We start from the raw sequence: 14116 nt of genomic DNA, 5'->3' as shown, positions 1-14116 counted from the left end.
ATTTCAGTGAACGACTGTTGTTCCAAGTGTTCACTCAAGGAGGTGCGGAACCGTGTTCTTCCTCATGGCCGCCGTTCTCGTCATGGGCGTCCTGCTCGGCGCGGCGGCCCACACCCCGCTTCCGGTCCTGCTGCCGGCGGCCGCGCTCATCGCCGTGTGGCTGCTCGTCTTCGCGCTCCGCGAGCGCAACCGGAGCCGGACGGAGGGGCGTTGAGATGGAGCGCGTCGCCATGCGGAGCACCCGGACGGAGAACTCCACGACGAACGGCGCCGGGCCGGCCCGGCCGGCCGCGCGCCCCCGGCGCGGTGCCCGGGCCGACGGGATGGCGGTCGCCTCCTTCGTCCTGGGTCTGACGGGCCTGCTGGTCTTCAACCTGGTGCTCGGTCCGCTGGCCCTGGGCCTCGGAGCCGTCGCCCTCGTCCGCGGCACGGCCCGCCGCGGCCGCGCCCTCCTCGGCCTCGCCCTGGGCGCCGCCGACCTGGCCGTCCTGCTGGCGCTCGCCGCCGCGGACCACACGCTCTCCTGGAGCCTCGGCGGCTGATCCGGCCGCGGGCCGCCCCCGGCGTGCGCCGACGGCCGCGCGCCCGCCGCCGGCCCGTGCTCCCGGGGCCTGTTGCACCGGTATTGCAGGTGGAAATCGGCCGCGCCTACGGTGTGCCGTCCCTGGTCCGCCGCAGGAAGGGGAAACCCCCGATGGCCACCGGCTCCTCCACCGCCCCCGGCACACGAGCGTCCCTCCCACAGAGCGCCTCGAAGGCGATATCGCGCCACGAATGGCGGCGGATCGGCGGCATGGCCGCCACCGTCGTCGCCCTGCACGTCGTCGGGTGGGGCACGCTCGTCGCGCTCGTGGCCCCCGAGCACTACAGCGTGGGCACCGGCTCCTTCGGGATCGGCATCGGGGCGACCGCCTACACGCTCGGTCTGCGGCACGCCTTCGACGCCGACCACATCGCGGCGATCGACAACACCACCCGCAAGCTCATGCACTCCGGCCGGCGGCCGCTGTCGGTCGGCTTCTGGTTCTCCCTCGGCCACTCCAGCGTGGTGTTCGCGCTGGCCCTCCTGCTCGCCCTCGGCGTCAAGCGGCTCGCCGGTCCCGTACGGGACGAGGGATCCGGGCTCCACGCCGTCACCGGCTGGATCGGCACCGGCGTCTCCGGCGTCTTCCTCTATGTGATCGCCGTCGTCAACGCGGTGATCCTGGCCGGGATCTGGAAGGTCTTCCGGCGCATGCGCACCGGCCACTTCGACGAGGCCGAGCTGGAGAGGCGGCTGGAGGGCCGCGGCCTGCTGAACCGCCTGCTGGGCCGGGTGACGAAATCGATCAGCCGGCCCTGGCAGATGTACCCGCTGGGCCTGCTGTTCGGCCTCGGCTTCGACACCGCCACCGAGGTCGCCCTCCTCGTCCTGGCCGGCTCCGGCGCGGCCTCCGGTCTGCCCTGGTACGCGATCCTGTGCCTGCCGGTGCTCTTCGCCGCCGGCATGTCCCTGCTGGACACCGTCGACGGCACGTTCATGAACTTCGCCTACGGCTGGGCCTTCTCCCGGCCCGTCCGCAAGGTCTACTACAACCTCGCCGTCACCGGACTGTCCGTCGCCGTCGCCCTCCTGATCGGCACCGCCGAACTCCTCGGCCTGCTCGCCGACCGGCTCGGCCTGCACGGGCCGTTCTGGGACCGGATCGCCGGCCTTGACCTCAACGTCGTCGGCTTCGTCGTCGTCGGGCTGTTCCTGGCCACCTGGCTCCTCGCCCTGGTGGTGTGGAAGGCCGCCCGCATCGAGGAGAGGTGGAGCGCCTCCGTCCGTCGCGGGCGGGTGGGCGTCGCCGACTGACCCGCCCGCCCCGGCACCCGGACCGCCCTCCCCGCCGGCGTGCGCTTAACCTGGAGGATGCAGCTGGTTCGCCCCGTCGGCCAGGCGGGAGCGTCGCAAGAGGGAACCCGGTGGGAATCCGGGACTGCCCCGCAGCGGTGAGCGGGAACGACCGCCGTCAACGAGCACTGGAGCCCCGCGGCTCCGGGAAGCGACGGCCGGTAGGAACGCCCGTGCCCGCCACCCGGCACGGGACGCGCCCGCGAGTCCGAAGACCTGCCGCTGCCCGCGCGTGGCGGTCACGCGCGGCCGACCGGTGGCCCCGAGGGAGGGCGACGCGGGGACGCGCGGCACGCACCACCGGGTGCGCCGGGCCCTTCGCGCCCGCCCGGGGCCCGCGACGCGATGCGCGAAGGAGAGTCCCGTGCCCCGGCAGCAGCCCAAGGCCCCGGCAGGAGGAGCGTCCCGCCCCTCCGGGCCCGCCCCCTGCGTCCTCCTCAAGCCCGGCGAGGCGTTCCTCAAGGGCCGCAACCGGGACCGGTTCGAACAGCGGCTGCACGACAACCTGCGCTACGCCCTGCGCGGCGTCGGCGGATCCACCTGGATCAAGAGCAGCCAGAACGTGACCGTCCTCGGCGGCCAGGTCCCCGTCGGGGAACTGGTGGAACGGGCCCGCCGGGTCATCGGCTTCAGCGCCGTCGAACCCGCGGTCCGCGTGCCCAGCACGGTCGAGGACATCGCCGCGACCGTGCTGGACGCCCTGGACGGACTCCGGGCCCGACGCCCCGGCCTCACCTTCGCCGTCCGCGCCCGCCGCCGCGACAAGGACTTCTCCCTCACCTCCACCGAGCTCGAACGGTACGTCGGCGGCGTCGTCCACGGCACCCTCGGCCTGCCCGTCGACCTGCGCGACCCCGACGTCCGCGTCTCCGTCGAGGTCGGCAGGCACGAGACGTACGTGTCGTGGGAACGCCACAAGGGACAGGGCGGCCTGCCCGTCGGCACCAGCGGCCGCGCCCTCGTCCTGCTCTCCGGGGGCTACGACTCGCCCGTCGCCGGCTACCGGGCCATGCGCCGCGGACTGCGCTGCGACTTCGTCCACTTCACCGGCGCCCCCTACACCAACGCCGCCTCCGTCTACAAGGCCTACGCCCTCGCCCGCGAGCTCAACCGCTACCAGCCCGCCGGCCGCCTCCACGTCATCGCCCTGGGCACCGCCCAGAAGCAGCTCGCCATCGCCGGCGCCGGAAAGTACCAAGTCGTCGCCCAGCGCCGGCTGATGGTCCGCGCCGCCAGCGCCCTCGCCCGTCGGACCGGCGCCGAGGCCCTCGTCACCGGCGACAGCCTCGGCCAGGTCGCCAGCCAGACCCTCACCAACCTGGCCACCATCGACGAGGCCGCCACGCTGCCCGTCCTGCGCCCCCTCCTCGGCTGGGAGAAGCAGGAGATCATCGACGAGGCCCGCGCCATCGGCACCGCCCCCGTCTCCGTCCTCCCCGACGAGGACTGCTGCAAGCTCCTCGCGCCCGGACACGTCAGCACCCGCGCCCAGCTCCCCGACGTCCAACGGGTCGAGAAACGGCTCGACATGGACGAGGTCATCGAGGGACTGCTGCGCGCCGCGCAGTGCCTGCGCCCCGGAGCGGACGACGCCGGGGGCGGCGACGCCACGGGCCTGCCGGCGGCCGCCGGGCCGGTCTGCGGGGCCTAGCCGGTCCGCCCACGGGCCCTTGCCCGGTGGGTTCTTACACGGTTTTGCCGTCGCTCTGCCGTGCCCTCGACACGCGCCCGGCATCGTGGTGCCCGCACCCGAGGAACAGGAGAGGGCGATGACGTTCAAGAGCACGGCGCGGCGGGCGGGACTGGCGGTGAGCATGATGGCGGTGACGGCCTCCCTGCTGCCGGCGGCCGCCGCCGCCTCCGCACCCGCCGGCCCCGCGGCCACGGCGGCACCCACCTGGTGCCCGGCCGTGGACGGGCACCGCACCGACTGCGGCCGGCTCGACCGCCCGCTCGTCGCGGGGAAGCCGGAACTCGGTACGGTCGAGGTGAGTTACGCGGTCGTCCGGCACCGCGCGCCCGGCCCCGCCCGCGGCACCGTGGCCGTCAACCCCGGCGGCCCGGGCGAGACCTCGATCGACAGGGCCGAGGACTTCGCCCGGGGCCTCGACGGCCTGCTGAAGGACCACGACCTGCTGCTCTTCGACCCGCGCGGCACCGGCGCGTCGCAGCCGGTCCCCTGCGGGGTCACGGACGCCGCCTACCGCCTCGCACCGCGGGCCGGGCAGCGGGCCGCGGTCGAACGCTGCGCCGGGAACCTCGGGCCCAAGGCGGCCGGTTACACCTCGGCGGCCACCGCGGACGACCTCGACGCGATCCGCGCTCGCCTCGGCGTCCGGCGCCTCAGCCTCTACGGGCTGTCCTACGGCACGTACCTGATGCCCGTGTACGCCTCCCGCCACCCCGGACACGTGCGCAACATCGTCCTCTCCGGCGCCTTCCCGCTGCGGGACGACCCCCTGGCGCGGCCCAGCGCCCAGGCGGTATCGCTCTCCCTGCGCCGCGTCTGCGAGCGCGCCCGGCCCGCCGCCTGCGACGGGAAGCGGGCCGTCCGGGACCTCGCCACCACCGCCGCGCGGCTGCGGACCCGGCCCCTCACCGTGCCCGTCACCACCGGACACGGCGTGTACCAGGAGAAGTTCACCGAGGACAAGCTCGCCAACCTGCTCTTCGAGGCGGCCAGCAGCCAGGTCGGCCACGCACCGGACAAGCCGTCCCTGCTCGGCGAACTCCCGCACGCCCTCCACCGCTTCGTCCGGGGCGACGCCGCGCCGCTGCGCCGGCTCGTGCAGAAGGAGGGGGCCACGGCCGGCACGGCGGACCAGGCGCCGTACATCGCCGTCGCCTGCAACGACTACGGCACGGCCTGGTCGAAGGAGGCGCCGCCGTCCGTACGGTGGCGCCAGTACCGCGCCGCGCTCGCCGCCGTGCGGCCCGGTGAGCACGGGGCGTTCAGCGCCAAGGGCTTCACCGAGGGACACACCGACGGCGGCGACGACTGCATCGGCTGGCCGCGCGGGAACACCCCCGGCCCGCGGCCCACCGGGATCCGGCTGCCCGACGTCCCCGTCCTCGTCCTCTCCGGCGACCTCGACGCCAACACCCCGGACGCCAGCGGGGAGAAGGCCGCCCGCCAGTTCCGCCACGGCCGGTTCCTGTCGGTCCGCAACACCGGGCACGTCCCCGAGCTGGAGCCGAGCGGCTGCGTCACCGGCGTCTCCTCGCGCTTCCTGCGGACCGGTACGCCGGGCGACACCTCCTGCCTGCGCGCCCTCCCGCCGATCACCGTCACCCCCGTCCGCGACTGACGGGCCGCCGTCACGACCACGTCCCCCACCGGCGAAGATGATCACATGAGCGATGCAACGGGAAACCGCCGGACCGTGCTCGTCGCCGAGGACGACCCGGGCGTGCGCAGCACCCTCGACCAGCTCCTGCGCTTCGAGGGCTACCGCGTCCTCCCGGCCGCCGACGGCCTGGAGGCGCTCGGCCTGCTGGAGCGCGAACGGCCCGACCTGGCGGTGGTGGACGTGGTCATGCCGGGCCTGGACGGCCTCGGGCTCTGCCGGATGCTGCGCCGGCGCGGCGACCGGCTGCCCGTCCTCGTCCTCACGGCCCGGCACGAGGTCGGCGACCGGGTCGCCGGGCTCGACGCCGGCGCGGACGACTACCTGGCCAAGCCGTTCGCCACCGAGGAACTCCTCGCCCGCATCCGGGCGCTGCTGCGGCGCACCGAACCGCCCGCGGACGGCGGGCCCCTGGCGGTCGCGGACCTCACCCTCGACCCGGCGGCGCGGCGGGCGTGCCGCGGAACACGGCCGCTGGACCTGACGAAGACCGAATTCGACGTGCTGGAACTGCTGATGGAGCACGCCGGCGTCGTCCTCGGCCGGTCGCAGATCTACGAACGCATCTGGGGCTACGACTTCGACACCACCTCCCGCTCCCTCGACGTCTACATCGGCTACCTGCGCCAGAAGACCGAACAGGGCGGCGAGCCCCGCCTGATCCACACCGTCCGCAGCGTCGGCTACACGATCCGGCCCGCGTGAAGCCCCGCACACCGCGCCGGTTCCGCACCCTCCGCGCGAAGATCACCGCCGTGCTCGCCGCGACCGCCGCGCTCGCCATCACCCTCGCCGCCGTCATGTCGTACCGGGGCGTCGGCGCCCTGGTCGGCGACGAGCTGGAGCGGGGCCTCGACGACCGCGCGAGCACCGTCGCCACCCTCCTCGCCGCCGGCCGCACCCCGCCCGCCCGGCCCGGCACGACCGAGCAGACCGTCTCCGCCGGGGGAACCGTCCGGCCGCTGACGCCCGGCCGCGCCGCGCTGCCGGTCCCGCCGGAGGCGCTGCGCGTGGCCCGCACGGGCACGGGGGAGGCCCGCGCGGACGTCCTCGTCGGCGGCACCGAGTACGGCACGCTGACCAGGCCCCTGCCCGGGGGCGGGGCCGTCATGGTCGGGCAGAGCCACGAGAGGGCCGCGCGCGTCGACGACCAGTTCCTGTGGCGGATCACCTGGACCACCGCGGCGGCCGTCGCCCTCGCGGCCGTCCTCGGCTGGCTCGTCCTCGGCCGGATCCTGCGGCCGGTCCGCCGGCTGGCCGGCGCCACCCGGCGCATCACCACCACACAGGACCTCGCCACGCCCCTGCCGCCCGCCGGATCCGACGAGATCGGCCAACTGACGCACAGCTTCGCCCACATGCTCGCCGCGCTGCGCCGCTCCCGCGACCAGCAGCGGCGGCTCGTCCAGGACGCCAGCCACGAACTGCGCACCCCGCTCACCTCGGTGCGCGGGAGCGCCGAGCTGCTCCAGCGGGCGCGCGGCAGGCTCGCCCCCGAGGACGAGGAGCAGATCCTCACCACCCTGGTCACCGAGACCGCGGCCCTCGACGACCTGGTGCGCGAACTCGTCGAGCTGGCCACCGACCGCTACGCCCAGGAGGAGCCCGAGGCCGTCGATCTCGCCGTCGCCGCGGAGGACGGGGCGCGGCGCGTCCGCCGGCGGACCGGGCGCACCGTCCTCGTCGTCGAGGACGACGCGCACCCGCCGGTGCCGGTGCGCGCCCGGCCGCGCGCGGTTCAGCGGTGCGTCGACAACCTGCTGAGCAACGCGGTGAAGTTCAGCCCCGAGGGCACCCCGGTCACCGTGCGCGTCGCCGGCGGCGAACTGGCCGTACGCGACCGGGGGCCGGGCATCGCGCCCGCCGAACGGCACGCCGTCTTCGACCGCTTCTACCGCGGCTCCCGGACGCAGGCGACCCCCGGATCCGGCCTCGGTCTCGCCATCGTGCACGACATCGTCACGGCCGACGCGGGAACCGTCTTCGCCACCACGGCCGAGGGCGGCGGCGCGGAAGTCGGCTTCCGCCTCCCGCCGTACGGCCGTGCCGCGCCCGACGGCCCGGCGCCGCGGAGGCGTGCGCGCGGGGCGCCGGGAACGGCGGCGGGACCGCCGGACGGCGGGGGAGAGGGGCGGCTCCGGGAGCGCTGACGGTGTGGAGGGCGTGTGACGTTCACACGGGACGGCCGCGCCTCATCGGCCGGCGGGGACGGCGCGCACGGCCACCCCCTGCTCCCGCAGCCGCCGCACCTCGGCCGCCGGGGCCGCCTCGTCGGTCACGACCAGGTCGAAGGCGGTGAGCGGGGCGAGCGCGTGGAGCCCCTGGTGGGCGAACTTCGTGTGGTCCACCAGCAGCACCCGGCGCGCCGCCGACGCCATCATCGCCCGCTTGACCTGCACCGTCTCGGGCGACATGTGGTAGCAGCGGCCCCCGGTGACCGCCGTCGTGGACAGGAACAGCACATCGGCCCGGTACGCCTCGGCGCTCTGCGCCGTGTGCGGGCCCATGAACGCGTCGTAGGCGGGGAAGTACGTGCCGCCCAGCGCGATCAGCGAGACGCCCGGCTCCCTGGCCAGGGCGGAGACCGCCGGCAGCGAGTTGGTGACGACCGTCAGCGGCGTGCTGCCGGGCAGGTGACGGGTCAGCGGCAGACAGGTGGTGGAGTCGTCGATCATCACCACCTGCCCCGGGGCGAGGAGTTCGGCGGCGGCCGCCGCGAGGCGGTGCTTCGTCCGCGACATCGTCCGCAGCCGCTCCGCGACGCTGCCGTGGAAGTGCGCCGACGGCAGCGCGCTCGCCCCGCCGCGCACCTTGCGCAGCCAGCCCTGCGACTGGAGCGCGTCGAGGTCGCGGTGCACCGTCATCACGCTGACCCCGAACTCCTCGGCCAGCGCGGCGGTGCGGACGAAGCCCCTGCCCGTCACCAGCTCGCGCAGCCGGCGCCGGCGCTCCTCCTGCGCGTCCCGGCCGGTCATGCGCCGCCCCCCTCCCGGACCGCCCCGCCCGCGACGGAAGCGGAGCTGTGAACTGCACACGAACGTAACACGGCCCGGCCGGGGCGGCGCCCGCCGGACGGCGGCCCGGACACGGCCCTCACAGCCCGGCCGGGGCGCGGAACGGGAAGTTCTCCCCGGCCGATTGACGCCTTGTCCGGCGGCGCGTTTCGCTACTGCGCGAACCGCCGCGCACCGGCGGCGGCACTGCGAAGAGGCAGGTACCCGGAGTCATGTCGGTCCTCACCATCGACGTCGGCACGTCGGTCATCAAGGCGGTCGTCTTCGACGACCAGGGACGCGAGGCGGCCGTCGCACGCGTCGCCACGCAGGTGCTGCGGCCCCGCCCCGGCCGGGCCGAACAGGACATGGACGCCGTGTGGGACGGCGTCGTCCGCACCGCGCGGACCGCCCTGTCCCGGCTCGGGCCCGGCCACGCCCCGGTGCGGCTGGTGGGTTTCACGGCCCAGGGCGACGGCTGCTGGCTCGTCGGCGCCGACGGGCGTCCCACCGGGCCCGCCGTCCTCTGGTCCGACGGCCGCGCCGCCGGCCTGCTCACCCGCTGGGCCGCCGACGGCGTCCTCGACGCGGCGTTCCGCCGCAACGGCTCGCTCACCTGCGGCGGCATGCCCAACGCGGTCCTCGCCTGGCTCGCCGCCCGCGACCCCGAGCGCCTGGCGCGCTCCCGCACCGCCCTCACCTGCGCCGGGTGGCTGTTCCTGCGGCTCACCGGGATCACCGCCGTGGACGAGTCCGACGCGTCGGCCCCCTTCCTCGACCACGCCACCGGCGCCTACGACCCGTACCTGCTCGACCTGTTCGGCCTCCCGTGGGCCGGGCGCCTGCTGCCCCGCGTCCTCGGCGAGGACGAACGCGTCGCCGACCTCACCCCGGCGGCCGCCGCCGAACTGGGCCTGCCCGCCGGCCTGCCCGTGGTCATGGCCCCCTACGACATCGCCGCCACCGCCCTCGGCGCCGGCGTCGTCGATCCCGGCCAGGCGTGCGGCATCCTCGGCACCACCCTGTGCACGGAGACCGTCACCGGCGCCCCCGACACCACCGGGGAACCCTGCGGCATCACCATCGCCTACGGCGGCCGGAACCGGCTGCTGCGCGCCTTCCCCACCCTCTCCGGCACCGAGGTCCTCGACTGGGCGGCCCGCACCCTCGCCGTCCCCGGCCCCGCCGCCCTCGGCGAACTCGCCTTCGGCACCGCGCCCGGCGCCGGCGGGCTGGCGTTCCTGCCCTACCTCTCCCCGGCCGGCGAGCGCGCGCCCTTCCTCGACCCCCGCGCCCGAGGGGCCTTCTGGGGCCTCTCCCTGCACCACACGCCCGCCCACCTCGCCCGCGCCGTCTTCGAGGGACTGTCGATGGTGGTGCGCGACTGCCTGGCCGCCTCCCGGGCCCCGGTGACCGAACTGCGCCTGTGCGGCGGCGGATCCGCCAGCGACGCGTGGTGCCGCCTGATCGCCGACGTCACCGGAGTGCCCACCGCCCGCTGCGACGGCACCGAACTCGGCGCGAAGGGCGCCTGCTTGACCGCTCTGGTGGCCACCGGGGCGCAGCCGAGCGCGCACGACGCGGCCGCGGCCCTCGTCCGCGTCCGCGACCGCTGGGAACCCGACCCCGAACGCGGCGCCTTCTACGACGCGTTGCACGCCTCCTTCCTCGACTGGCGCCGCTCCGCCCGCGCCCTCGGCTGGGCACCCCCGGCCGCCGCCCCCGCCGTCCCCCCGCCCGCCACCGCACAGCCCGTACGGAAAGCCACCCATGCCTGACGCCGCACCCCTCCTCGACCCCGACGCCGTCCTCCTCGGCATCGACCTGGGCACGCAGAGCGCCCGCGCCGTCGCCGTCGACGGCACCGGCCGCCTCCTCGCCGCCGCCGCCCGCCCGCTCACCGGCCACCGCGACGGCCCGCGCCACGAACAGGACCCGGAACACTGGTGGTCCGCCGTCGCCGCCGCCTCCCGCGAGGCCCTCGCCGGCATCGCGCCCCGCCGCGTCCGCGGCCTGGCCGTCGACGCCACCTCCGGCACCATCCTGCTCGCCGACGGGCACGGCAGACCCCTGACGCCCGGCGTGATGTACGACGACGGACGCGCCCACGCGTACACCGACCGCGTCAACGCCGTGGGCGCCGCCGTCTGGGACGCGCTCGGCTACCGCACCATGCCGGCCTCCTGGGCGCTGCCCAGACTCCTCCGGCTGCTCGACACCACCCAGCCCGCGCCCGGGACCAGGCTCCTCCACCAGGCGGACCTCATCACCTGGCGGCTCGCCGGCCGGCCCCTGCCCACCGACACCGGCCAGGCCCTGAAGACCGGCTACCACCTCGCCGAGGACCGCTGGCCCGAGGCCGAACTGGCCGCCCTCGGCGTCCCGTCCGGACTCCTGCCCGACGTCGTCCGCCCCGGCACCGTCATCGGCACCGTCCACCCCGACGCCGCCGCGACCACCGGCATCCCCGCCGGCACCCCGATCGTCGCCGGGACCACGGACGGCTGCGCCGCGCAGATCGGCGCCGGAGCGCTCGCCCCCGGCGCCTGGAACTCCGTCCTCGGCACCACCCTCGTCCTCAAGGGCGTCAGCTCCCGCCCCGTCCGCGACCCCGCCGGCACCGTCTACAGCCACCGGGGACCCGGCGGCACCTGGCTGCCCGGCGGCGCCTCCGGCAGCGGCGCCGGAGTGATCGCCCGGCGCTTCCCCGGGGCCGACCTCGACGCCCTCACCCGCCGGGCCGCCGCCTCCTTCGCCGCCCGCGGCCCGGCCGCCGTCGTCTACCCGCTCGCCACCGCCGGCGGCGAGCGCTTCCCCTTCCGCGCCCCCGGCGCCACCGCCTTCGTCCTGGGCCGGCCCGCCGACGACGCCGAGCACTTCCACGCCTGCCTCCTCGGCGTCGCCTGCGTCGAACGGCTCTGCTTCGACCGCCTCGACCTCCTCGGCGCCCCCGTCGACGGCCCGCTCACCCTCACCGGCGGCGGCGCCCGCAACACCTACTGGTCACAGCTGCGGGCCGACCTCCTCGGCCGCCCCGTCCGGCTGCCCGAGCACGACGGGAGCGCCACCGGCATGGCGGTCCTCGCCGCGACCGCCGAAGGCACCAGGCTGGAGGACGCCGCGGCCGCCATGGTGCGGATCCGGGACGAACTGCCCCCCGACCCCGCCCGCACGGCCCGGCTGCTCCCCGTCTACCGCGCCTTCGTCGACGAACTGACCCACCGCGGACTGCTGGACGAGACCCTGGCCGCGCACGCCCGCAGAAAGGCCGAGCAGTGACCGACTTCCTCCTCGTACGCCACGGCGAGACCACCTGGCACGCCGAGAACCGCTACGCGGGCCGCACCGACGTCCCCCTCACCGAACACGGCCTCCGGCAGGCCGAGGACCTGGCCGCCTGGGCCGCCGGGCAGCGGCTCGACGCCGTCCTCTGCTCCCCGCTCTCCCGCGCCCGGCTCACCGCCCGCCCCGCCGCCACCGCCCTCGGCCTCGCCCCGCGCGTCGACGAACGCCTGGTGGAAGTGGACTTCGGCCGCGGCGACGGGCTCACCCGCGACGAGATGGCCGACGCGTTCCCCGACGCCCTCGCCGCCTTCCTCGCCGACCCCGTCGCCCACCACCTCCCCGGCGGCGAGGACCCCGCCGCGGCCGCCGACCGCGCCCTCGACTGCCTGACGCAGACCGCCCGGGAGCTCCCCGACGGCCGCGTCCTCGTCGTCGCCCACTCCACCCTCGTCCGTCTCGCCCTCTGCCGGCTGCTGGAGATCCCCCTCTCCCGCTACCGCCAGGTCTTCCCCGTCCTGGAGAACGGCGCCCTCACCGAACTCCGGCTCCGCGCCGGCCGCGCCGCCCTGCTCCGCCTCAACGCCCCCGCCCTGCCCGCCCGCTGACGCCCCCCGCCGCCAGGAGAACCCATGAGCACCACCACCGTCCTCGCCGCCGGCGACCACTTCGTCCTGCCGCGCCTCCTCGGCGAGGAACTCCGCGCCGCCGTCCCCGCCACCACGCCCCTCGCCATACGCGAACTCCGGCTGCCCTGGCCGCACACGCCCTTCGGCCCCGTCGCCGGGGTCGACGAGGCGTCCGGCACCGAGGAGCAGATGATCGAGGCCCTGCGCGGCGCCCGCGTCTGCGTCACCCAGCTGGCGCCCCTGACCGAACGCGTCCTGGCCGCCTGCCCCGGGCTGGAGCTCTGCTGCGTCAGCCGCGGCGGCCCGGTCAACGCCGACCTCGCCGCCGCCACCCGGCACGGCGTCGCCGTCTGCTACGCGCCCGGCCGCAACGCGACCGCCACCGCCGAGCACACCCTCGCCCTGCTCCTCGCCGCCGCCCGGGGCGTCGGCGACGTCCACACCGACCTCAGGAACGGCACGTGGCGCGGCGATCACTACGACTACGACCGGTGCGGCATCGAGATCGAGGGCACCACCGTCGGCCTCGTCGGCTTCGGCGCGATCGGCTCCCGCGTCGCCCGCGTCCTGGCCGCCATGGGCGCCCGCGTCCTCGTCCACGACCCGTACGTGCGCCCCGACGCGCTCACCGGCATCGCCGAACCGGTCTCCCTCGGCGAACTCCTCGCCCGCTCCCGCATCGTGTCCCTCCACGCCCGCGTCACGGACGAGACCCGTGGCCTGATCGGCCGCGCCGAGATCGCGGCCATGCCCCGCGGCTCCGTCCTCGTCAACTGCGCGCGCGGCGCGCTCCTCGACTACGACGCGGTGTGCGACGCCCTGGAATCCGGGCACCTGGCCGGGGCCGGCTTCGACGTCTACCCGGCCGAGCCGGTCCCGGCCGGCGCCCGCCTGCTCACCACCCCCGGCGTCGTCCTCACCCCCCACATCGCCGGCGCCAGCCGCCAGGTCGCCCGCAGGGCGGCCCGCATCGTCGCCGCCGAGACCGCCCGCTTCCTGCGCGGCGAGCCGCTCGCCCACTGCGCCAACCCCGAGGTGCTGACGAGCTGACGCCCGCCCCCTTCCCCCCGCCCCCGCGTCCCGGCCCGGCGTTCCAGGGCACCCGCATTCCCGCAGGTCAGAGGTGCTTTCCGCATTCCGGCGTCCCGCAACTGCGCGCAGCCGTTGTGCCCGCCGCACCCCGCCGGGCAGCCTGTTGATCACCGGACGACGGCCGCGGTCCCCCCGCCGCCGAGGCGTCCGCTCCCCGCGCTCCACGCCCCGTCAGGCGGTCACGCACGCCTCACCGGGGCAGGCGCAGGAAGACCCACAGGCACAACCACAGCCCACAGGAAAGGCACGTCACATGAACGTCACGACCACCACCGCGGCCCGCTTCGCCGCCGCAGCAGCCGCCGCGGCCGCCCTCACGCTCGCCGGCACCCAGACCGCCGGCGCCTCCACCGTCACCTCGAAGCCGGCCGCGTCCAAGCCGGCCGCGGCCCAGCGGACAGCCCCCTGCACGGCCGACAACACCAAGGTGACCGTGACCCCCGTCCCCCGGCCCCTCAACCACCTGCTGCTCACCGCCACCAACACCGGCAGGACCACCTGCGCCGCCTACCACGCCCCGGCGCTGCGCTGGGACGCCGGGCAGCAGGCGCCCGTCACCGTGCTCCGGGACAGCGCTCCGCAGGCCGTCGTCATCCTCAAGCCCGGCCAGTCCGCGTACGCGGGCATCATGAGCGAGTCGCCCGACGGCAGCGGAACCCACGGGCACCGCGTCTCCGGCATCGACGTCTACTTCACCGACGCCGCCGGCCAGGGCTCCGTCGGCGGCCCGGCGCGGCCCCGCGTCCCGGGTACGTACTTCGACGACTCGGCGTGGGTCACCTTCTGGCAGAGCACCGCGGACCGGGCGCTCTCCTACTGATCGCCCGGCTGCGTCAGGGCGCCGGGGCCGGGATGGCCGGGGCCCGGCCCCGGCCCCGGGCCCAGGTGCCAGGACGT

General features: G+C 76.1%; 13 protein-coding genes and 1 riboswitch. Of the genes, 12 read left to right on the top strand and 1 reads right to left on the bottom strand.

All coding sequences use genetic code 11. The annotated features are described in order from the left end of the window. The first annotated feature begins 52 nt into the window (after nucleotides 1-52). The 7 genes from AC230_RS32915 (at nucleotide 53) to AC230_RS07050 (ending at nucleotide 7373) form a co-directional block, all read left to right on the top strand. Complete coding sequence (locus AC230_RS32915; RefSeq protein WP_198535466.1) at nucleotides 53-214, top strand: hypothetical protein; 162 nt, start codon at nucleotides 53-55, stop codon at nucleotides 212-214. Between the two features lie 16 nt (nucleotides 215-230). After that, nucleotides 231-542 (top strand): hypothetical protein, encoded by a 312-nt coding sequence (locus tag AC230_RS07075; RefSeq protein ID WP_198535465.1) that lies wholly within the window; start codon nucleotides 231-233, stop codon nucleotides 540-542. Between the two features lie 218 nt (nucleotides 543-760). Then, nucleotides 761-1837 (top strand): Nickel transporter NicT, encoded by a 1077-nt coding sequence (nicT, locus tag AC230_RS07070; protein WP_049715259.1) that lies wholly within the window; start codon nucleotides 761-763, stop codon nucleotides 1835-1837. A gap of 46 nt (nucleotides 1838-1883) precedes the next feature. Continuing rightward, a riboswitch (cobalamin riboswitch) is annotated at nucleotides 1884-2114 on the top strand. Nucleotides 2115-2240: 126 nt separating this feature from the next. Next, entirely contained in the window at nucleotides 2241-3527 is a 1287-nt protein-coding gene (thiI, locus tag AC230_RS07065) for a tRNA uracil 4-sulfurtransferase ThiI (RefSeq protein WP_049715185.1), read from the top strand. A 118-nt stretch (nucleotides 3528-3645) separates the two neighbouring features. Beyond that, entirely contained in the window at nucleotides 3646-5184 is a 1539-nt protein-coding gene (locus AC230_RS07060) for an alpha/beta fold hydrolase (protein WP_049715184.1), read from the top strand. A 45-nt stretch (nucleotides 5185-5229) separates the two neighbouring features. Beyond that, nucleotides 5230-5928 (top strand): response regulator transcription factor, encoded by a 699-nt coding sequence (locus tag AC230_RS07055; RefSeq protein WP_049715183.1) that lies wholly within the window; start codon nucleotides 5230-5232, stop codon nucleotides 5926-5928. Further along, nucleotides 5925-7373, top strand: coding sequence for a HAMP domain-containing sensor histidine kinase (locus tag AC230_RS07050; protein ID WP_049715182.1), 1449 nt, complete (start codon nucleotides 5925-5927; stop codon nucleotides 7371-7373). The genes AC230_RS07055 and AC230_RS07050 overlap by 4 nt, the downstream gene beginning before the upstream one ends. A gap of 42 nt (nucleotides 7374-7415) precedes the next feature. Here AC230_RS07050 and AC230_RS07045 read toward each other — a convergent pair whose 3' ends face one another. Then, a complete protein-coding gene (locus AC230_RS07045; protein WP_049715181.1) occupies nucleotides 7416-8198 on the bottom strand; it encodes a DeoR/GlpR family DNA-binding transcription regulator in 783 nt (260 codons plus the stop codon). 251 nt (nucleotides 8199-8449) lie between these two features. Between AC230_RS07045 and AC230_RS07040 the strand changes: the two genes are divergently transcribed. From AC230_RS07040 to AC230_RS07020, 5 genes are all read left to right on the top strand, one after another. Then, nucleotides 8450-9994, top strand: coding sequence for an FGGY-family carbohydrate kinase (locus AC230_RS07040; RefSeq protein WP_049715180.1), 1545 nt, complete (start codon nucleotides 8450-8452; stop codon nucleotides 9992-9994). Further along, a complete protein-coding gene (locus AC230_RS07035; RefSeq protein ID WP_049715179.1) occupies nucleotides 9987-11495 on the top strand; it encodes an FGGY-family carbohydrate kinase in 1509 nt (502 codons plus the stop codon). Before AC230_RS07040 ends, AC230_RS07035 begins: the two co-directional genes overlap by 8 nt. Next, the gene (locus AC230_RS07030) at nucleotides 11492-12106 is read left to right on the top strand and encodes a histidine phosphatase family protein (protein WP_049715178.1); all 615 of its coding nucleotides are present in this window, start codon (nucleotides 11492-11494) and stop codon (nucleotides 12104-12106) included. Before AC230_RS07035 ends, AC230_RS07030 begins: the two co-directional genes overlap by 4 nt. 24 nt (nucleotides 12107-12130) lie before the next feature. After that, nucleotides 12131-13177 carry a 2-hydroxyacid dehydrogenase gene (locus AC230_RS07025; protein ID WP_049715177.1) on the top strand — a complete coding sequence of 349 codons (1047 nt, stop codon included), beginning with the start codon at nucleotides 12131-12133 and terminating at the stop codon, nucleotides 13175-13177. 295 nt (nucleotides 13178-13472) lie between these two features. Beyond that, complete coding sequence (locus AC230_RS07020) at nucleotides 13473-14039, top strand: DUF4232 domain-containing protein (RefSeq protein ID WP_053161062.1); 567 nt, start codon at nucleotides 13473-13475, stop codon at nucleotides 14037-14039. Nucleotides 14040-14116 lie beyond the last annotated feature (77 nt).

This window comes from Streptomyces caatingaensis, assembly GCF_001187435.1.
In the GTDB taxonomy this organism is placed as follows: domain Bacteria; phylum Actinomycetota; class Actinomycetes; order Streptomycetales; family Streptomycetaceae; genus Streptomyces; species Streptomyces caatingaensis.
This window is presented reverse-complemented; position numbering and strand designations above follow the sequence as displayed.